Raw genomic sequence first — 20,296 nt, forward strand, 5'->3', positions numbered from 1 at the left:
GTTCTGCGCGTAGTTGTTGCGCAGCACCAGCGAGCCGACCTCGTCGGTCATCTCGGCCAGCAGCTTGTTGCGCTGCTTGACCGTCATGTCGCCGTTGGCCACCACGGAGTTCAGCAGGATCTTGATGTTCACCTCGTGGTCGGAGGTGTCCACGCCGGCGCTGTTGTCGATCGCGTCGGTGTTGATCCGGCCGCCGTTCTGGGCGTACTCGATCCGGCCCAGCTGGGTCAGGCCCAGGTTGCCGCCCTCGCCCACGACCTTGACCCGCAGGTCCTGGCCGTCGACGCGGATGGCGTCGTTGGACTTGTCGCCGACGTCCGCGTTGGACTCGGCCGAGGACTTCACGTACGTCCCGATGCCGCCGTTCCACAGCAGGTCCACCGGCGCCTTGAGGATGACCTTCATCAGCTCGGCCGGGGTCAGCTTCGTGACGCCCGCTTCGATGCCCAGCGCGGCACGCACGTGCTGGTTGATCGGGATCGACTTCGCGGTACGCGGGTGGATGCCGCCGCCCTGGGACAGCAGCTCCTTGTTGTAGTCCGCCCAGGAGGAGCGGGGCAGCTCGAAGAGGCGGCGGCGCTCGGCGTACGAGGTGGCCGCGTCCGGGTTCGGGTCGAGGAAGATGTGCCGGTGGTCGAAGGCGGCCACCAGCCGGATGTGCTCGGAGAGCAGCATGCCGTTGCCGAACACGTCACCGGACATGTCGCCGACGCCGACGACCGTGAAGTCCTCGGTCTGCGTGTCCACGCCCAGCTCGCGGAAGTGGCGCTTGACCGACTCCCACGCACCGCGCGCGGTGATGCCCATGCCCTTGTGGTCGTAGCCCGCCGAACCGCCGGAGGCGAAGGCGTCGCCCAGCCAGAAGCCGTAGGACTCGGCGACCTCGTTGGCGATGTCGGAGAACTTCGCGGTGCCCTTGTCGGCCGCGACGACGAGGTAGGTGTCGTCGCCGTCGTGCCGGACCACGTCCTCCGGGTGCACGACCTCGCCGCCGACGAGGTTGTCGGTGATGTCCAGCAGACCGGAGATGAAGGTCTTGTACGAGGCGATGCCCTCGGCCAGCCACGCGTCCCGGTCCACCGCCGGGTCCGGCAGCTGCTTGCCGACGAAGCCGCCCTTCGCGCCGACCGGCACGATGACGGTGTTCTTGACCATCTGCGCCTTGACCAGGCCGAGGATCTCCGTACGGAAGTCCTCCCGCCGGTCCGACCAGCGCAGACCACCGCGCGCCACCTTGCCGAACCGCAGGTGCACGCCCTCCACGCGCGGCGAGTACACCCAGATCTCGTACGCCGGGCGGGGCGCCGGCAGGTCCGGGATGGCCTGCGGGTCCAGCTTCAGGGACAGGTAGGCGTGCGGCTCGCCGTTGCTGTCCTTCTGGAAGTGGTTGGTGCGCAGCGTCGCCTTGATGACGGTGAGGAACGAGCGCAGGATGCGGTCCTCGTCCAGCGAGGCCACCTGGTCCAGCGCGCCGTCCAGCTCCTCCAGCAGCCCGTCGATCAGCTCGGTGCCGGCCCGCTGCCGCGCCGGGGCCATCCGCGCCTCGAAGAGGCTGACCAGCAGCCGGGTGGTGTGGACGTTGTGGGAGAGGGTGTCCTCCATGTACGTCTGGCTGAAGGTAGAGCCGGCCTGCCGCAGGTACTTCGCGTACGCGCGCAGCACCATCGCCTGCCGCCAGTCCAGGCCCGCGCCCAGCACCAGCTTGTTGAAGTTGTCGCTCTCCGCGCGGCCCGTCCACACCGCCGTGAAGGCGTCCTGGAAGCGCTCGCGGTAGTCGTCGCCGTTCGGCCGCTCCGGCATCCGCAGGCCGAAGTCGTAGATCCAGGAGCTGGACCGGTCCGAGCAGCGCAGCTCGTACGGCCGCTCGTCGACCACCTCGACACCGAGACGGTTCAGCAGCGGCAGCACCTTCGACAGCGACACCGGCTCGCCGGTGCGGTAGATCTTGAAACGGCGCTCGCCGGGGCCCGCGCCGACCGGCTCGTACAGGCTGACCTCGAAGTCCCGGCCCTGCTCGGCGGTGCGCAGCTTCTCCAGGTGCTGGAGGTCGGCGACCGCGGCGCGCGGGGAGTTGTCGGCCTTGTAGCCCTCCGGGAAGGCGTGGGTGTAGCGGCGCAGCAGCTCGGCGGCGCGCTCCTCGCCGCACTCGGCGTTCAGCGCCTCGGCGAAGCCGTCCTCCCAGGAGCGGGCCGCCTCGACCAGCCGCGCCTCGATGCGGTCCACGTCGGCGTCGGTGAGGTCGGGCAGCGTCGCGCCCGGTGCGACCCGGATGACGAAGTGCAGCCGGGAGAGGATCGACTCGGTGTTCCAGGCCGTGAAGTCGACGCTGGTACCGCCCAGCTCCTCCTTGAGGATCTCGATCAGGCGCAGCCGGACGGCGGTGGTGTAGCGGTCCCGCGGGAGGTAGACCAGCGCGGAGTAGTAGCGCCCGTACTCGTCCTGGCGCAGGTACAGCCGCAGCCGGCGGCGCTCCTGGAGGTAGAGCACGCTGGTGGCGATCGAACGCAGCTGGTCGACCGGGGTCTGGAACAGCTCGTCGCGCGGGTAGGTCTCCAGGATCTGGAGCAGGTCGCGGCCGTCGTGGCTGTTGGGCGAGAAGCCGGCGCCCTCCAGGACCTCGGTGACCTTGCGGCGGATCACCGGGACGCGGCGGACGGACTCGGTGTACGCGGCGGACGAGAACAGGCCCAGGAAGCGGCGCTCACCGACGACGTTGCCCTGCTCGTCGAACTTCTTCACGCCGACGTAGTCGAGGTAGGACGGCCGGTGCACGGTCGCCCGGCTGTTCGCCTTCGTCAGGATCAGCAGCTTGTGCTCGCGGGCCTTCTTGCGGGCGTCCTTGGGGAGCCGGTTGAAGGACGGCGAGACGGGGTGGCCCGGGTCGTCCTCGTGGTGCTTGGGGTCCGAGCGCAGGATGCCCAGGCCGGTGCCGGGCACGGCGGTGAGCACGTCCTCCTCGCCGTCGGCCTCGCCGGGCGCCGAGGTCAGCTCGTACTCGCGGTAGCCGAGGAAGGTGAAGTGGTCGGCGGCCAGCCAGCGCAGCAGCTCGCGGGCCTCCTCCACCTCGCGGTCGCGCAGGTCGTCGGCGGTGGGCTCGGTGGGCAGCTCGTCGGAGATGCGCAGCGCGGCGTCGCGCATCTTCTCCCAGTCCTCGACGGCCTCGCGCACGTCGTTGAGGACGCGCAGCAGATCGGCGGTGATCTGCTTCAGGTCCTCGCGGTCGGTCTCGCGGTCGATCTCCACGTGGATCCAGGACTCCACGAGCGCGTCGTGCGGCAGCTCGGTGTCCTTGCGCTTGCCGGGCGTGCCGTGCGCGTCGTCCTCGGCGTCCAGGATCTCGATCAGCTTGCCGGTGACGTCACGCCGGACGACGACCTGCGGGTGGATCACGACGTGGATGCCGCGGCCCTGCCGCGACAGCTCGTTGGTGACCGAGTCCACGAGGAAGGGCATGTCGTCGGTCACGACCTCGACGACGGAGTGGCTGCAGGTCCAGCCGTTCTCCTCGACGGTCGGGGTGTGCACTCTGACGTTCGCCGTGCCCTGGGGGCGCACGCCCGCCAGCCGGTAGTGCGAGACCGCGGCCCCGAAGACGTCGACCGGGTCCCGTCCGGTCAGGTCCTCCGGGGCGGTGTGCAGGTAGTAGCGCTGGAGGTATCCGCTGAGGGTGTCCGGGTCCAGACCCGGTACCGGTGACTGCCCTCCCGCCGGTCCGCTCTCACCGACCCTGGCGGCCTTCGTGAGCAGCTCGGTCTTGGCTTCGTCCAGCTTGGTCTGCATGTCCTCTGGCTCCTGTCGCGCGCCGTTGCGTGACGTTGTGGAAATAAGCGGAAACGGCACAACGCCGAACCGACGCGAAAGGGACCCCCGGGTAGGCCCCGGGGGCGTGTCCGGTCGGAATCGACGCTATGCCGCGATGAGGGGCGACCGGGGCGGAATTTGCCAGATTCGGCATTCCTGACACACGGCCGACACAGGAATGATCAACGGCCGCCCGGGCACCGTGGTGTCCCGGGCGCGGAGCAGGGGCCTCGCCGCCCCCGCGGGTTATCGCGCTGATCACGCTGCCAGGCTATCGCTCCTGGCCGGGTGGTCGTCATGGGCCTTGTGTGTACAAAACCACATCGGGTCTTTGCCGGTATGGACAGAGACGCGCTGCGGCCCCTACCCGCGGGCCACGGCAGGGGGTCTTGGCAAGCGCTGCCGACCGGAGGACCTTGAGCGGTACCGAGTCGGACACGCGCCCCGCGGAGGTACGCCATGGCAGCCAAGATCCTGATCGTGACCGGTGACGCTGCGGAATCCCTGGAGGTTCTGTACCCGTACCAGCGGCTGCGCGAGGAGGGGTACGAGGTGCACCTCGCGGCCCCCACCCGCAAGACGCTCCGCTTCGTCGTGCACGACTTCGAACCCGGTTTCGACACGTACACCGAGAAGCCCGGCTACACCTGGCCGGCCGACCTGGCGTTCTCCGAAGTCGACCCGGGCGGTTACGCCGCTCTGGTGATCCCCGGCGGCCGGGCCCCCGAGTACCTGCGCAACGACCCCGAGCTGCGCAAGGTCGTGAAGGCGTTCTTCGACGCGGACAAGCCGGTCGCGCAGATCTGCCACGGCCCGCTGCTGACCGCCGCCGTCGGCCTCCTGACCGGCCGCCGGGTCACCTCGTATCCCGCCCTGGAGCTGGACATGCAGGCGGCGGGCGCCGGCTTCCGCGACACCGAGGTCGTCGTCGACGGCACCCTGGTCTCCTCCCGCGCCTGGCCGGACCACTCCGCCTGGATGCGCGAATTCCTGAAGGTACTACGGGCCAAGGCCCCGGCGAACTGAGGACGCGGGCTTGGGGCGGGGCCGGGGCACTTGCCGCACGCGGGGAGGGGCCGGGCCCGGCGCGGCCCGGGCTGCGGTGCGCCCCGGCCGGCGGGGCCGGGGCTCAGAGCGGTAGGCGTTCCGCCGTTTCGACGGCCTCGGCCAGGCTGTCGACGACCGGCACCCCGGCGGCCAGCAGGCTGGCCCGGCTGTGCGAGCCGCCCGTGTAGAGCACGGCGTGCGCGCCCGCGTGCCGGGCCGCCAGCGCGTCGTCCACGGCGTCGCCGATGACGACCGTACGGCCGGGGTCCACCCGCTCGTCCGCCAGCGCCGCGAGGTGCCGCACCATGTGCTCGGCCTTGCTCCCGCCGGACGGCCCGGTCCGGCCCTCCACGCGTATGAAGTGCGACTCGATGCCGAAGGCACGCACCAGCGGCAGCAGCTCGTCGTGGCCGTACATGCTGAGGATCGACTGGCTGCGGCCGCCCGTCCGCCAGCCCGCCAGCAGCGTCTCCACGCCCTCGGCGAGCGCGCACGCCTCCCGCCGGCTGGTGTAGTGCCGGTGGAACGCCTCGTCCATGACCACCCACTCGGCGTCCGTCGGCAGCCGCCCCATCAGCCGCTCGTAGAACCGCGGGACGGGCACGCAGTACAGCTCGCGGTAACGCTCCAGGGTGATCGGCTCCAGCCCGATCTCACCGAACGCGGCATTGGTCGCCCCGATCACGGCGTCGATGTCGTGAAAGAGCGTGCCGTTCCAGTCCCAGACGATGTGCGTCGCGTGCGTCGCATGCTTCCCCATGCGAAAAAGGTACCCGCGACCACTGACAGCCCCACCGCAGCACGGCGAAGCCGCAGGTCAGGCAGGGAAACGGGCCGTAATGGGCCACCGGGTCGCCCCGCCGGGACCGGGCGCGGCCCGCCGCCTCAGCCGATCAGGTTCGGGATCTCCTGCACGCCGAACCACATCAGCTCGTGGTCCTCCGCCCCGTCCACCGTGAACTGCGCGTCGTCGTCGCCCTGGTCCGCCGCGCCCAGCGCTGCCGCCGCCGCGGTCACGTCCGGCTCCGCGTCGTCGGAGTCCACGTGCACCGCTGCCGCCTTCTTCATCGGCACCGGCCCGGCCACCCGCACCGCGCCCAGCGCGGACCGGTCCAGCCCCAGGCCGGGGTCGACGGACGCGGCGCTGTCGGCGACGTCGACGGCCACCACGACGCGCCGCCGGGCGGCCTGCGGGTCGGTGGCCAGCAGCCGCAGCGAGGCCTGCGCGGCGCGGTTCAGCGCCGCGTACTCCAGCTCCTCTATGTCGTCGGAGACGTACCACTCGCGCAGCGCGGGAGTGACGGCGTAGGCGTCCAGCGGGCCGGAGCCCAGCTCACCCGCCTTGTACGCCTCTGCGAGTCCGGAGAGGGTCAGGGGGACGTAGACACGCATGGCCGCCGCTTTCGTTTCGGACTGCTGGGACAGGTGCTGCTCCGATCGGGCGCAGGCAGCCAGCATACGGGCGCGGGTCCCCCTTCGTGCTGCCGGTACGGCCCGGAAGGGGCCCGCCGGACACCTCCCCCGACCCGCTCCCCGTCCTCTTCACGTACCTCCCATCACCCTGATAGGTGAATTTCCCGGCCCCCGCCACCCGCCTCGCGACCGCCTTGCCGCCCCCGCCGCCACGTCGGTAGAAGAGCCCCACCACAGAAAGCTACTGCCCGGTATCCAGACAGTCCGGGCGGAACGGGGGGACCACCATGAGCACGACCAGCGTGACCAGCGCAGCCAGCACGACCCGTACAGCCAGCACAGCCGGCCCGGCTGCGAGCGCCACCGCGAGCGCCGTCACGGCGAGGATGGCGGCGGCCGCTGCGGAGAACGCCGCGGCGGCGGCCGCGGCAGCAATCACTGCGGAGACCGCGGCGGCAGCCGCAGCGGTCGCGACGGCCGCCGCGGCCTCGGTCAGCACCGCCTCGGCCGAGCCCTCCCGGACCTCCGGGCCATCCGGAGCCGCCGTGGCCGAGGCGATGGCCGGGGTCGCGACCGTAAGGCGTACGCCCCCACCGCCCCGCCCCGGCGCACCGTCGCGCCCCGGCGCCCGCCGCGACAGCCGCCGCCCCGGCGGCCCCCGCCCCGGGCCCCGGGCCCGAGAGGCCGGGCCGCGAAGCCGGGAGGCCGCGCCCCGAACCCGGGACGCCGGGCTCCGGCCCCGGGACGCCGCTCCCCCGCTCCCGCAGGCCGCCGCACGGCGCCGCGCCGCGGAGCGGATGCCGCACCGCTGGTTCGCCGATCAGCTCGTGCTCACGCTGAGCGGCCGCCGCCCCGTCCACGCGCTGCTGGGATACGCGCTGCCCGCCGCCTACGACCGCCTCGCGGAACTCGCGCCGCAGACCCCGCTGCGCCCCGCCGGCCCGTACCGCCGCGGCCCGGAGCCCCAGGTCCGCGAGTGCGGCGTGTACTCCCCGCGGCGCGGCGTCATCGAGGCGTTCGCCCGGATCGCCGCCGGGGAACGCGTACGGGCCCTCGCCTTCCGCCTCGAACGCGGCCCCGACGCCCGCTGGCGCTGCGCCGCCCTCGACATCGGCCCCTCCCCCGCGGTCTGGAGCCGCACCACGTGACACGACGGCGCACGACAAGGCCGGGGCGCCGCAGCCCTCGCTGCGGCGCCCCGGCCGTCGTCGCACCCGCCGGCGGAGCGCCGGCCGGGCCGCGTCACTTCTTGCGGCGACGCCCGCCCTTCTGGGCCTTGCGGCGCTCGGCGCGCGTCATGCCGTCCGCCTCCGAGCGGGTCTGGCCCGAGGGCACGGCGTCGGTGGTGAAGTCGCCCTCGACGACCCCGCCCTCGCCGTCCACCGTCGGCGCGGAGAAGTGCATGCGCTCCGGCCGCTGCGGCGCCTCCAGCCCCTTGGCGTGGATCTCCGGACGGGCCCCGGCCTGCGCCGGCACCGTCTCCTGCACGTCCTTGTCCAGCGAGGTCCGCTCCGCGGAGTCCGCCACCGGGACCTCCTCGACCTGCTGCTCGACCTGGACCTCCAGGTTGAACAGGTAGCCGACGGACTCCTCCTTGATGCCCTCCATCATGGCGGTGAACATGTCGAAGCCCTCGCGCTGGTACTCCACCAGCGGGTCCTTCTGGGCCATCGCCCGCAGGCCGATGCCCTCCTGGAGGTAGTCCATCTCGTAGAGGTGCTCGCGCCACTTGCGGTCCAGGACGGACAGCACGACGCGGCGCTCCAGCTCACGCATGATCTCCGAGCCGAGCTGCTCCTCGCGGGCCGCGTACTGCTCGTGGATGTCGTCCTTGATCGCCTCGGCGATGAACTCGGCGGTGATCCCGGCGCGGTCGCCGACCTCGTCCTCCAGCTCCTCCACGGTGACCTTGACCGGGTAGAGCTGCTTGAACGCGCCCCACAGCCGGTCCAGGTCCCACTCCTCGGCGAAGCCCTCGACCGTCTCCGCCTGGATGTAGGCGTCGATGGTGTCGTCCATGAAGTGCTTGATCTGCTCCTGGAGGTCCTCGCCCTCCAGGACGCGGCGGCGCTCGCCGTAGATGACCTCGCGCTGGCGGTTGAGCACCTCGTCGTACTTCAGGACGTTCTTCCGCGTCTCGAAGTTCTGCTGCTCGACCTGGGACTGCGCGGAGGCGATGGCCCGGGTGACCATCTTGTTCTCGATCGGCACGTCGTCGGGCACGTTGGCCATGGCCATCACGCGCTCGACCATCTGGGCCTTGAAGAGCCGCATCAGGTCGTCGCCGAGGGAGAGGTAGAAGCGCGACTCGCCGGGGTCGCCCTGACGGCCGGAGCGGCCGCGCAGCTGGTTGTCGATACGGCGCGACTCGTGCCGCTCGGTACCGAGGACGTAGAGCCCGCCGAGCTCCTTGACCTCCTCGAACTCGGCCTTGACCGCGGCCTCGGCCTTCTCCAGGGCCGCGGGCAGCGCGGCCGCCCACTCCTCGGCGTGCTCCACCGGGTCCAGGCCCATGTTGCGCAGCTCGGTCTCGGCCATGTCGTCGGGGTTGCCGCCGAGCTTGATGTCCGTACCGCGGCCCGCCATGTTCGTCGCGACCGTGACGGCGCCCTTGCGGCCGGCCTGGGCGACGATCGACGCCTCCCGGTCGTGCTGCTTGGCGTTCAGCACCTCGTGGGGCACGCCGCGCTTCTTCAGCTGCTGCGAGAGGTACTCGGACTTCTCGACCGAGGTGGTGCCGACCAGGATCGGCTGGCCGTTCGCGTGCTTCTCGACGATGTCCTCGACGACCGCGTTGAACTTGGCGACCTCGGTGCGGTAGATCAGGTCCGCCTGGTCCTTGCGGATCATCGGCTTGTTCGTCGGGATCGGGACGACGCCGAGCTTGTAGATCTGGTGGAACTCGGCCGCCTCGGTCATGGCCGTACCGGTCATGCCGGAGAGCTTGTCGTAGAGGCGGAAGAAGTTCTGGAGGGTGATCGTGGCGAGGGTCTGGTTCTCGTCCTTGATCTCCACTCCTTCCTTCGCCTCGATCGCCTGGTGCATGCCCTCGTTGTAGCGGCGGCCGGCGAGGATACGGCCGGTGTGCTCGTCGACGATCATGACTTCGCCGTCGATGACGACGTAGTCCTTGTCCTTCTTGAACAGTTCCTTCGCCTTGATGGCGTTGTTCAGATAACCGACGAGCGGGGTGTTGACCGACTCGTAGAGGTTGTCGATGCCCAGCCAGTTCTCGACCTTGGTGACGCCGGACTCGTGGATGCCGACCGTGCGCTTCTTCTCGTCGACGTCGTAGTCGCCGGTCTCCTCGATACCGCGCTGCGGGTTGGCCGCCTCGCCCTTCTTCAGGCGGGTGACCAGCTTCGCGAAGTCGCCGTACCACTTCGTCGCGGAGTCCGCCGGACCGGAGATGATCAGCGGCGTACGGGCCTCGTCGACCAGGATGGAGTCGACCTCGTCGACGATCGCAAAGTTGTGCCCGCGCTGGACCAACTCGTCCTTCGACCACGCCATGTTGTCGCGGAGGTAGTCGAAGCCGAACTCGTTGTTCGTGCCGTAGGTGATGTCGCAGTTGTACTGCTCGCGGCGCTGCTGCGGCGTCATGTTCGCGAGGATGCAACCGACGGTGAGGCCCAGGAACTTGTGGACCCGGCCCATCATCTCGGAGTCGCGCTCGGCCAGGTAGTCGTTGACCGTGATGAGGTGGACGCCCTTGCCGGACAGCGCGTTCAGATAGGCGGGCAGGGTGCCGACCAGGGTCTTGCCCTCACCGGTCTTCATCTCCGCGACGTACCCGAGGTGCAGCGCGGCGCCGCCCATGAGCTGCACGTCGTAGTGGCGCTGGCCGAGCACGCGCTTGGCGGCCTCGCGGACGGTCGCGAACGCCTCGGGGAGCAGGTCGTCCAGGCTCTCGCCGTCGGCGTACCGCTCCTTGTACTCGTCGGTGAGGGCGCGCAGCTCGGCGTCGGAGAGTTTGACGAAGTCTTCTTCGATGGAGTTGACCTGGCCCGCGATGCGGTGCAGTTTGCGCAGGATCTTGCCTTCGCCTGCACGCATGATCTTCGTCAAGACGGACACTTGGGCTGGTCTCCTCGCCGGTCGGGCCTGTGCACGGTCGGTGCGCGGGCGCGGCATTTTTCCAAGGGGCAGGCCCCGCCGCAACGGCCATCGTAAGGGAGGACCCCGCTCAGCAGGGAGGTCCGTCGCCCGAAGGCCCCTGTCCCTTCTTCACAACTTTCCACGACTCGCTACGGCACTGTCGGTCACCTCTTCCCGTCCTCTCGCTACGACAACGCGCGAGGACCGCAGAAGGTGCCGGTGTGCGGCCGGAACCGTGTTCCGGTGCACGCGCCCGCGGCGGGCCCGGCGTGCCGCGACGCCGCGTACTCCCTGAGCACTGCGGTTCCGGGCGCACCGGCCCGCAGCGTAATTCCTTCGCCCCCGCCGCGGCCAATAAGCACACTGCAGGCATGGAACCCGTCACCCTCACCACCGAGCGGCTCGTCCTGCGGCCCTTCCGCCCGGCCGACGCCCCCGCGGTGCATGCCGCTTGTCAGGACCCCGACATCCCGCGCTGGACGACCGTCCCCTTCCCGTACACGCGCGCGCACGCGGAGGACTTCGTCGGCCCCGCCACCGCCCGTGGCTGGCGCGAGGACACGACCTACACGTTCGCCGTGACCCTCAAGGAGGACGGCCGGCCGGCGGGCGACGGGACGCTGGTCGGCTCGGCCGGCCTGGTACGGCTGGCCCAGCTCGCGCCGCCCGCCCGGGAGGCCGAGCTGGGGTACTGGACGGTCAAGGAGCACCGCGGCCGCGGGTACACCGCCGAGGCGGCCCGCGCCCTCGTGCGCTGGGCGTTCACCGACCTCGGGGTGGAGCGCATGGAGTGGTACGCGGAGGCGGGCAACGAAGCCTCGCGCGCCGTCGCCCTGAAGGCCGGTTTCCGCATGGAGGGCACGCTCCGCGCGAAGATCCCGCACCGGGACACCCGCCGCGACGCCTGGGCCGCCTCCCTCCTCCCCTCCGACCTCGACCTCTCCTCGGAGACGCCGTACCTGCCGTACGAGGGGCGGGCCGTCTGAGCGGAGCGGACCGGCGGGCCGGGCCCCTCTCCGCGCTGGGCCCTGCCGGGAACCGTTGATCGATTCCCGGGGTCGTTGTCAGTGCCCGGTCCTACTCTGATCGACATGACAGCCGAGCCTGCCGTGCAGCCCGTGACCAGTCTGTCCGCCGACGAAGCGCGCCGCCTCGCGCTCCGCGCCCAGGGGTTCCTCGGCGCGCCCGACCGGCGCGCGGGCGTGCGCGGCGTCCTCCGCCGCCTGGGCGCCGTGCAGCTCGACACGATCTCCGTACTCGCCCGCTCCCACGAGCTGATCCCGTACGCCCGCCTCGGCGCGGTCGGCCGCACGGCCGTGGAATCGGCGTACTGGACACCACGTCCGGACACGGGCGACGCCGCGCCGGAGGCCGCGTACGCGCCGCACAGCTTCGAGTACTGGTCGCACGCCGCCTGCATCCTGCCCATCGAGGAGTGGCCGCACTTCGCGTTCCGCCGCCGGGCCATGCGGGCGCGCGGCCACCGCTGGCACGTCATGAAGGACTCCCAGCGCTCGTGCGCCGCCGTCCTGGACCGGCTGAAGGCCGACGGCCCGCTCACCACCACCCAGCTGGGCGGCGGGCGGAACGGCGGGGAGTGGTGGGACTGGTCCGAGACGAAGATCGCGGTCGAGTGGCTGCTCGACACGGGCGAGGTGGTCTGCACGGAGCGCCGCGGCTGGAAGCGGGTGTACGACCTCGCCGAGCGCGCCATCCCCGACGACCTGCTGCACGACGAGCTGGACGACACCGAGTGCGTCCGCCGCCTGGTCGCGCAGGCCGGCGCCGCCATGGGCGTGGCCACCCGCTCGGACCTCGCGGACTACCACCGCCTCAAGGCCCAGCAGGTCAGCGCGGTCATCGGGGACACGGGGCTGGTGCCGGTCGAGGTCGAGGGGTGGGGGAAGCCCGCCTGGGCCGACCCGGCCGCGCTGGCCGAGCCGCCGCGCGGCCGGCACCGCACCACGCTGCTCTCGCCGTTCGACTCGCTGATCTGGGACCGCCCGCGTACGGAGCGGATGTTCGACTTCACCCACCGGCTGGAGGCGTACGTCCCCAAGCCGAAGCGGATACACGGTTACTTCGCCATGCCGCTGCTGGCCGGCGGCAAGCTGGCGGGCCGGGTCGACCCGGCCCGCGAGGGCACGACGCTGGTGGCCCGTCAGGTCTCGATGCGGGGCCCCAAGGCCGTCCGCCCCATGGCCCAGGCCCTCCAGGAAGCCGCCAGCTGGGTGGGCTGCGACAACGTACGAATCGACCGCTGCGACGATCCTGTTCTGCGAGCCGCCCTGATTGCCGAACTGTCGGGCTGATACGGGCGGCAGGGGCGCGTGCCCCGGGCGCGGGCCGGGCGGGGTCTCCCTGGCGCGGGCAGACCGGGGGGCTTCCCTGGCGCGGAGGGGCCGGTGGGTTCCTCGGCGGACGGGCCGGTCGGGTTCCCGGCGGGCGGGCCGGTCGGGTTCCCGGCGGGCGGGCCGGTCGGGTTCCCGGCGGGCGGGCCGGTCGGGTTTCCGGCGCGGGCCGCCGGTGGGTTCCTCGGCGCGGGCTGGCCGCTCGGCGCGGACGGGGCCGGTTGGATTCCGGTGCCCAGCTCGCCCGTTGCCGGGCCGGTGCCCGCTGCTGACGGGATGCCTGGTCTCTACTGCCGGAGCGGCCAACCTCGCCGACTGCCGGTCCGGCCAACTGCCAGCTGACGGAACGGCTGCCGGCTGACCCAGCTGACGGAACGGCTGCCCGCCGCTGGTGAATGCCTGATCCCCTGCCGGGCGGGCTGCCCGCCGGTGTTCAAGCGGCCCACCGCGGGCCGCCGGGACGACGGCCCGCGTCACCCGACAGCCGGTGGGCCTGTCCGCTACCCGACAGTGCGGCTGGCCGCTGACGGTGCGGCCGACCGCCGGCTGGCAGGGCGGCCGACCGTCAGCGGATCTCCAGGATCTTCTCGCGCATCGCGTACACCACCGCCTCCATCCGGGAGTGCAGCTGCAGCTTCTCCAGGATGTTGCGCACGTGGTTCTTCACGGTGTTCTCGGAGATGAAGAGTTCCTTGGCGATGTCGCGGTTGTTCATGCCGGTGGCGACGAGCTTCAGCACCTCCAGCTCACGGTCGGTGAGCCGCGGCGCCGGGACGAGCCGCCGCTCGTCCGTCCGCTGGATCATCGACTTGAACTCGGTGAGGAGCTTGGACGCCATGGAAGGGCTGATCTGCGACTGGCCGTCCGCGACCGCACGGATCGCCGTGGCCACCTCGTCCGTGGAGATCTCCTTGAGGAGATAACCCGTGGCGCCCGCCTTGATCGCGTCGTAGAGGTCGGCCTCCTCGTCGCTGATCGTCAGCATGATGATCTTCGCGCTGGGGGCCACTTCCTTGATGGAGGTGCACGCCTCGATACCGCCCCGCCGGGGCATCCGGACGTCCATCAGCACGATGTCCGGCAGCAGATCGGCGGCCTTGTCCACGGCCTCGGCGCCGTCCCCGGCCTCACCGATGACCTGGATGTCCTCTTCCTGGGCCAGCACGATCTCCAGGCCGCGCCGGAACAGCGCGTGATCGTCCACCACCAGGACCCTGATCGGCTCCTTGCGGGACGCGGCCGCGTCCGAGCCGACACCGTCGATCACACCGACGCCGTCATCGTCCGCTTCGTCGCGCACGGGCCCGAAGCTGTCCCCCATCGTTCCTCCCCGTCAACTACTCGGCCCGAAAGGCCTGAGCTTGCTCATAAGGCTGGTTGACAACAGCCCGCTACGGCCAGCCCGATCAGCGCCATACACAAACCGTCTCCCCGGCATGTCGCCACTTCGCGTTCCACCACCCTGGCCACACCGACTCTATACGGTCTCAACTCCTGGTCACAGCGGCCACAATGGCGCCCCCGGCGCACGCCGGGGGCGCCTCGCCGGTGGCGTCAGCCGCCGAGCGCCCCGCCTGCATCGGTGGGCGCTCCGTCCGCGAACGGATCGGAGTTCAGCCGGATGACGCCGTAGTCGTACGCGTGCCTCCGGTAGACCACGCTGGGCTGCTTGGTGTCGGCGTCGACGAAGAGGTAGAAGTCGTGTCCGACCAACTCCATCTCGTAGAGCGCCTGGTCGAGGGTCATGGGTGCCGCGGAGTGGGTCTTCTCGCGGACGACCAGGGGTCCTTCGCCCTGGACCTCCAGCGAGCCGATCCGCGTGGTCGGCACCTTCTCCTCGTCGTCGGCCTCCTGGCCGGCCAGTTCTCCGTTGGTGTTGAGTCGCGCGGCGTCCGGGACGCTCACGGCCACGTCGCTGGCCGGGATGCGCCCGCTGCCACGCCGCGAGTGTCGCTTGTCGTGCTGCTTACGGAGTCGCGCCTCGAGCTTGGCCGTGGCCAGATCGAGCGCGGCGTACGGGTCGGCGGCAGCCGCTTCGGCCCGGACCACCGGGCCACGGGAGCGGAGAGTGATCTCCACTCGGTCGGAACGGTCGGCCTGCCGCGGGTTGGGCTCCTTGGACACCTCGACGTCCAGGCTGATCACCTTGCCGTCGAGCTTCTGGACCTTGTCCAGCTTCAGCTTCTCGGCCACGTGCTTGCGGAACCGCTCGGGCACCTCGGTCTTGCGGCCCTTGACGACGATGTCCACGCAGAACTCCGTTCCCGGATCACTCCGCTCGGTGTGGGCGGGGTGATGCCTTCTTGCACCAGGCTCCGACAAGTGCCGAAGCCTCGGACTTGGCGACTTTCACCTCCTTCTCCCCCACGTACCAGAACTCCACTCCAACCGTTTTCAGCATCTCTGCCGGCACCGCATAGCGCACCTATCCGGCATACGAGGCAAAGCGTCCGCCAAGTCCTCACAACCGAACATAGCTCGCTCGGCGGGTTGTCGGCACCCCCTCACGGGGCCTAGCTCCGTTTGAGTGATTTTTTGCCCTCAGTACCTGCAACGATGAATTTTCTCGGTCAGTTCCAGTTGATTTCGAAAGCGCTGGGCGAGGCCGCCACGACGGCCGCTCCCGTCACTCTCCCGCCCGCCGCTCGGACCGCCCGTGCCGCCTCGGCCAGCGACGCTCCCGTGGTCATCAGGTCGTCCACCAGCACCGCCTGTCCGTCCCGCAGCAGCCGCCCGCCGCCGGTGGCCGACAGGGCTCCGGCGAGGTTCAGCTGCCGCTGCCGCGCGCCCAGGCCGGCCTGATCGAACACCGTCCGCCGCTGGCGCAGAACCGTCAGTACCCGCGCCTCGGTCCCGCCGCGCCGCAGCTCCCGCGCCGCCGCGAGCGCGATCCTCCGTACCGGGTCGTGGCCGCGCCCGGCCACGGCGCTCGGGGCGGACGGCACGGGTATCAGCAGCAGCGGCCCCGGCCCGGGCCGCAGGCCCCGTACGGCCCCCGCCAGCGCCCCGCCCAGCGGCCCGGCCAGGGCCAGTGCGCCCCGCTCCTTGTGCGCGAGCAGGACCGCCCGCACGGCGTCGGCGTACGCGGCCGCCGCGTACACCCGAGGCAGCCCCGGCGGCACCGGGCTCGGCCGCACCCGCCGTGGCCCGCGCCGCCGCCCGGCACGTCCGCCCCCGGCGTACAGCGCCCGCCCGCATTCCTCGCACAGCTCCGTCCGCGGCCTGCCGCACCCCGCGCAGCCGACCGGGAGGACCAGCCCGGCAAATTCCCGCCACAACCCCCGCATGTCTCCACTGTCCCGCCCCGGCCGCCGGCCTGCCACCCCTGTGGATAACTCGCGCGGGTGGATGGAAGCGGGATCGGTGGCAGGCGTTCTACCTGCGGGAATGGCAATGAGAGACGAGGCGGGAGCCCTGGCGGTCGCGCCCTCCTCGGCCCCGGCAGCCGCGGCGACGGTCTCCAGCCGACCCGGGTCCGGCTCGGCCCAGCGGCCCCGACCCGCCTCGGTCGCCGCAACCCGGCTCGGCGGCCGAACCCCGCTCAGCAGCCGGACCCCGGCGAAACGGCCCCTGGCCCGTCAGCCCGGATAGACCGGTGCCGTGCCGCTCGTCGCCACCGTCTTCCAGTTCGCGTCCGCCGGCAGCCGGACGATGCCCTCGTCGGCGTCCGCGATCAGCGGCCGGCTCTCGTCCTCCGAGGCCGCGACCGACTTGACGCCGTTCACGCCGGGCAGCGTCTGCGTGTTGGACGCCGAACCGTCCGTCTCCATGAACTGCATCTGCTGCACCCCGCCGGACTCCCGGCCGACCACGACCAGCCGGCTGTCGCCCGCCCACGAGGCGGCCACCACGTCCTCCAGCTGGGGCGCTATCGGGCGCAGCGCCTCGACGGACAGCTTGGGGTTCATCGCCGTACCGCCGCGTTCCACCCGGCCGAGCTGCAACGTCGTCCGGCCCTTGTCCTCGACGAGCATCGCGATCCGGATGCCGTCGGACGCCACCCTGATCGCCTTGATGCGCCGCTTGCCCAGCCCGGGCATCGCGACCTCCTGCGGCTCGCCCTTGCCCGAGCGGAGCCGCAGCAGCCGCGAACCGTCGCCGTCCCGGTCCGCGACCCACAGGTCCCCGAGCCCGTCCCAGCTGGGCGCGGTGAGCCCGTCCGTCTCGTTCTTCGCCTTGCTGCGCAGCCGGACCTCGGCGCGGTCGGTCTTCTCGTCCAGGTCGGCGACGTACAGCGCGCGCCCGTTGAGCGAGACGCCCGCCGCGGTCTCCTCCCCGTGCGCGACGCCCACCGAGCGCAGCGCGATCTTCCCCGAGCCCAGCGGGCCCGGCACCGGCGTCGCGCCGGTCACGGAGTCCGTCATGCTGACCACGCGGTGGTCACCGTCGATGTAGTACTCCAGCGCCGTGTGCCGCATCCGGGCCTGCTGGCCGAACCGGTCGGCCGCCTCCTCCTGCGACAGCTTGCACAGCGAGTCGCCGCCGTCGTCCTGCAGCTCGACCTCGCTGACCTTGGAGGCGCGCGCCATGCCCTGCACGGTGAAGAGCACCTGGGCGGCCATTCGCCGGCACTGGTTGGTCTCGACACCGTTCGCCTGCTTGCTGAGCCGCACCCGGAGCGCGTTGGAGTCGTCCAGCGTCAGGGTGGGCCGGGTGACGCGCGTGCCCTTGGGGAACGCGGAGAGCGCCACCTTGTCCAGCCAGTTGGTCGGCCCCTGGAGCAGCGAGTTCACGCTGGCCGTGACGGGGTCGATGCGCTGCCGGAGGTACACGGGGTCGGCGACGAGCACGTCCTTGCCCGCGCGCGGCTCCCCGGCCTCGGACTTGTAGGACGCGAAGTAGTACTTGTTCACCGGCTGGTAGATGCGCTGGAAGTCCGGCAGGCCGAGGACCAGGCCGTTAGGCAGCCGGTCGATGCGCCACTGCCCGTTCTCCCGGGTCAGGTGCATCGTCTCCCGGTACGCCCGCTCCTCGGGCGTGTAGGCGTGCTTGCGGTCCACCGTGGCGACCTGCGTGCCCACGAGGGAGACGGTGAAGCTCCTGGCGTCCTCGCGGTTGGCCGGGCTGCCCTCCGGGGTGGCCTTGGGCCGCTCCTGGAGCACCTTGGTGGTCGCGAACGGCTGCCAGGTCTTGCGGGCCGACGCGGCGAGGTACTGCTTGGCCGTGCGGAGGTTGGCCTCGTCACTGGTCAGCGCGTCGAGGAAGCCGCGCACGATGTCGGTCGGCTGCGCCCCCTCCTGCGGCGGCACGCCGTACACCCGCACCTGCGAGTCGGCGTCGGCGCGGGACGCCTGGTCCACCGCGAGCGATTCGCCGCTGTCCGGCATCGACGCGCATCCGGCCAGCAGCAGCGCCCCGGCCGCGAGCACGGCGACGGTACGGAGGCGGGCCGCGCGCGGGCGCCCGCCACGCGCTCCGCCGTGCTTCCGTTCAGCGCCGGTCACGAAGCTCGCCCTCCTGTCCCTCGCCGTCCCGGTCCTCTCCGGCACCGGGGCGCGTGTCCGTGCGTACGCCGGTGTCGGCCGCTCCCTCTGACGCGGCGCCCCGAGGCTCCGTCCGGTGCGGCGCTGCCCCGTCGTGCGGCGCGGTTCCGTTGTGCGGCGCGGCCCCGTTGTGGGGCGCTCCGTCGCCGTCCGCTCCGTTGCGCGCGTTCCCGTAAGGCGCGGCGCCACTGCCCGCGGCACCGTTGCCCGCGGCCCCGTTACCGGCCGCACCGTTGCCCTCCGGGTGCTGCGTGGCCGCGGCTCCGGGGGCGCCGTTGCCGGCCTGGGCCGGCACCATGGGCGCGGGCTTGCGCGCCTCGATGGCGCGGTGTCCCGCCGCACGGCTGCGGGCACGGTTGCGCCGCGAGTCCTCTGGCTCCAACGGGATCGGCGAACCGCGCAGCGCCTCGCCCGCCGTACGCGGCAGGGTCAGCCGGAACTGCGAGCCGCCGCCCGGCTCGCCCCACGCCTGGAGCCAGCCGCCGTGCAGCCGGGCGTCCTCGACCGCGATGGACAGTCCGAGGCCCGTGCCGCCGGTCGTGCGGGCCCGGGCCGGGTCCGCACGCCAGAACCGGTTGAAGACCCGCGTGGCCTCGCCGGGCCGCAGCCCGACGCCGTAGTCGCGTACCGCCACGGCCACCGCGCCGCCGCTCCGGCCGCCCGCCGAGGCCAGGCGTACGACGATGTCCCGGCCCTCCCCGTGCTCGACGGCGTTGACCACCAGGTTGCGCAGCACCCGCTCCACACGACGGGCGTCCGCCTCCGCGACCACCGGGTACTCGGCGCCGCGCACGACGATGCGGCTGCCCTTGGCCTCGGCCAGCGGCTCGGCGCCCTCTATGACGCGGTTGACGACGTCCCGCAGGTCTATCGGCTCGGCCTCCAGCGCGGCCGCTCCCGCGTCGAACCGGCTGATCTCCAGCAGGTCCGCCAGCAGCGACTCGAACCGGTCCAGCTGGCCGCGCAGCAGCTCCGCCGAGCGCGCGGTGGCCGGATCGAAGTCCTCGCGCGCGTCGTGGATGAGGTCGGCGGCCATCCGTACGGTCGTCAGCGGCGTCCGCAGTTCGTGCGACACGTCGGACACGAAGCGGCGCTGCATACGGGAGAGCGCCTCCAGCTGCTGGATCTTGCTCTGGAGGTTCTGCGCCATCTTGTTGAACGATTCACCGAGCCGTGCGATGTCGTCCTCGCCGGTGACCTTCATCCGCTCCTGCAGCAGGCCGGCCGCCAGCCGCTCGGAGATGCCCGCGGCCATCCGTACCGGGGTGACGACCTGCCGCACGACCAGCCAGGCGATCGCGCCCAGCAGGACCACGACGAAGACCCCGGCGGTGGCGAGCGTGCCCTTCACCAGGCTGAGCGACTTCTCCTCCTGGCTGAAGGAGAACAGGTAGTAGAGCTGGTAGGGGTTGCTGTTGACGTCGTCCAGCCGCTTGCCGATCACCAGCGCCGGCTCGCCCTCGTCCGACCCCACCCGCTTGATCTGGGTGTACTCGCGGTACGTGCCCGCCTTTTCGTCCAGCTTCCGGCGCATCTCCGCCGGCACGCTCCGCTCCGGGTCCACGTCGCCCGAGGCGCGCGGCCCGCGGATGCCGGGGCTGTCGTCCACGAAGGGCTGCTCGACGGCCGAGTCCGAGCTCAGCGCGACCACCGAGAAGACCCCCTGCCCGCCGCTGGCGAGCTGCTCGACCAGGCTGGTGAGCCAGGTTGCCGAGTCCTGCGCGCCGCGGTTGCCGGGCCGCTGGGAGTCGTCCCCGTGGGTGTCCCCGGCGCCGTCGGCCATCTGCTGGGCCACGGCGAAGCCGCCGGCGGCCTGGCTCTGCGCGGCCTGCCGCTTGGCGTCCAGCAGACCGTTCCGTACCTGTCCGATCACGACGAGGCCGAGCAGCAGCACCACGCCGAGCGACATCAGCAGGGTCGTCGCGACGACCCGCAGCTGGATGTTGCGCCGCCACAGGCGCATCGCGGGCAGCAGCGGCCGGCGCACCCAGCGGCCGATGAGGCGCAGCATGGGGTGGACCGGCCCGCTGCCGGGCCCGTCGGGCAGCAGCTGCTGCCCGCCTCGTACGAAGCGCTCGAAGAAGGACATGTCGTCCGCCGTGT

14 protein-coding genes are annotated in these 20,296 nt (G+C 71.8%); 4 read left to right on the forward strand and 10 right to left on the reverse strand.

Going from position 1 to position 20,296, the window contains the following annotated elements; translation table 11 throughout:
* Window positions 1-3,780 (reverse strand): NAD-glutamate dehydrogenase (locus C3486_RS30265; RefSeq protein WP_103835999.1); only part of this gene is annotated, 3,780 nt, incomplete at its 3' end.
* A gap of 480 nt (window positions 3,781-4,260) precedes the next feature.
* On the opposite strand from C3486_RS30265, the gene C3486_RS30270 reads away from it, so the two are divergent.
* Window positions 4,261-4,827: a DJ-1/PfpI family protein gene (locus C3486_RS30270; RefSeq protein ID WP_103836000.1), complete on the forward strand. Its 567-nt coding sequence runs from the start codon at window positions 4,261-4,263 to the stop codon at window positions 4,825-4,827.
* A 103-nt stretch (window positions 4,828-4,930) separates the two neighbouring features.
* On the opposite strand, the gene C3486_RS30280 is transcribed toward C3486_RS30270, so the two are convergent.
* The 3 genes from C3486_RS30280 to C3486_RS30290 form a co-directional block, all read right to left on the reverse strand.
* Window positions 4,931-5,608, reverse strand: coding sequence for an HAD family hydrolase (locus tag C3486_RS30280; RefSeq protein ID WP_103836002.1), 678 nt, complete (start codon window positions 5,606-5,608; stop codon window positions 4,931-4,933).
* Between the two features lie 125 nt (window positions 5,609-5,733).
* Window positions 5,734-6,240 (reverse strand): DUF6912 family protein, encoded by a 507-nt coding sequence (locus tag C3486_RS30285; RefSeq protein WP_103836003.1) that lies wholly within the window; start codon window positions 6,238-6,240, stop codon window positions 5,734-5,736.
* A 262-nt stretch (window positions 6,241-6,502) separates the two neighbouring features.
* Complete coding sequence (locus tag C3486_RS30290) at window positions 6,503-6,760, reverse strand: hypothetical protein (RefSeq protein WP_103836005.1); 258 nt, start codon at window positions 6,758-6,760, stop codon at window positions 6,503-6,505.
* A gap of 298 nt (window positions 6,761-7,058) precedes the next feature.
* On the opposite strand from C3486_RS30290, the gene C3486_RS38335 reads away from it, so the two are divergent.
* Window positions 7,059-7,409, forward strand: coding sequence for an Rv3235 family protein (locus C3486_RS38335; RefSeq protein WP_103836006.1), 351 nt, complete (start codon window positions 7,059-7,061; stop codon window positions 7,407-7,409).
* Between the two features lie 94 nt (window positions 7,410-7,503).
* On the opposite strand, the gene secA is transcribed toward C3486_RS38335, so the two are convergent.
* Window positions 7,504-10,338: a preprotein translocase subunit SecA gene (secA, locus tag C3486_RS30305; protein ID WP_103836007.1), complete on the reverse strand. Its 2,835-nt coding sequence runs from the start codon at window positions 10,336-10,338 to the stop codon at window positions 7,504-7,506.
* A 392-nt stretch (window positions 10,339-10,730) separates the two neighbouring features.
* Here secA and C3486_RS30310 point away from each other — a divergent pair, with 392 nt between their 5' ends.
* Window positions 10,731-11,345 carry a GNAT family N-acetyltransferase gene (locus C3486_RS30310; protein WP_103836009.1) on the forward strand — a complete coding sequence of 205 codons (615 nt, stop codon included), beginning with the start codon at window positions 10,731-10,733 and terminating at the stop codon, window positions 11,343-11,345.
* Between the two features lie 105 nt (window positions 11,346-11,450).
* Entirely contained in the window at window positions 11,451-12,671 is a 1,221-nt protein-coding gene (locus C3486_RS30315) for a winged helix-turn-helix domain-containing protein (protein WP_181138752.1), read from the forward strand.
* Between the two features lie 604 nt (window positions 12,672-13,275).
* On the opposite strand, the gene C3486_RS30320 is transcribed toward C3486_RS30315, so the two are convergent.
* From C3486_RS30320 to mtrB, 5 genes are all read right to left on the reverse strand, one after another.
* Window positions 13,276-14,031 carry a response regulator transcription factor gene (locus C3486_RS30320; RefSeq protein WP_103836012.1) on the reverse strand — a complete coding sequence of 252 codons (756 nt, stop codon included), beginning with the start codon at window positions 14,029-14,031 and terminating at the stop codon, window positions 13,276-13,278.
* A 233-nt stretch (window positions 14,032-14,264) separates the two neighbouring features.
* Window positions 14,265-14,960: a ribosome hibernation-promoting factor, HPF/YfiA family gene (hpf, locus tag C3486_RS30325; protein ID WP_103836013.1), complete on the reverse strand. Its 696-nt coding sequence runs from the start codon at window positions 14,958-14,960 to the stop codon at window positions 14,265-14,267.
* A gap of 320 nt (window positions 14,961-15,280) precedes the next feature.
* Window positions 15,281-15,997 (reverse strand): ComF family protein, encoded by a 717-nt coding sequence (locus C3486_RS30330; protein WP_103836014.1) that lies wholly within the window; start codon window positions 15,995-15,997, stop codon window positions 15,281-15,283.
* A 291-nt stretch (window positions 15,998-16,288) separates the two neighbouring features.
* Complete coding sequence (locus C3486_RS30335) at window positions 16,289-18,154, reverse strand: LpqB family beta-propeller domain-containing protein (protein ID WP_258053076.1); 1,866 nt, start codon at window positions 18,152-18,154, stop codon at window positions 16,289-16,291.
* Window positions 18,141-20,282, reverse strand: coding sequence for an MtrAB system histidine kinase MtrB (gene mtrB, locus C3486_RS30340; protein ID WP_374936937.1), 2,142 nt, complete (start codon window positions 20,280-20,282; stop codon window positions 18,141-18,143). The genes C3486_RS30335 and mtrB overlap by 14 nt, the downstream gene beginning before the upstream one ends.
* Window positions 20,283-20,296: the final 14 nt, after the last annotated feature.

It is taken from the genome of Streptomyces sp. Ru73 (genome assembly GCF_002920575.1).
Taxonomy (GTDB): domain Bacteria; phylum Actinomycetota; class Actinomycetes; order Streptomycetales; family Streptomycetaceae; genus Streptomyces.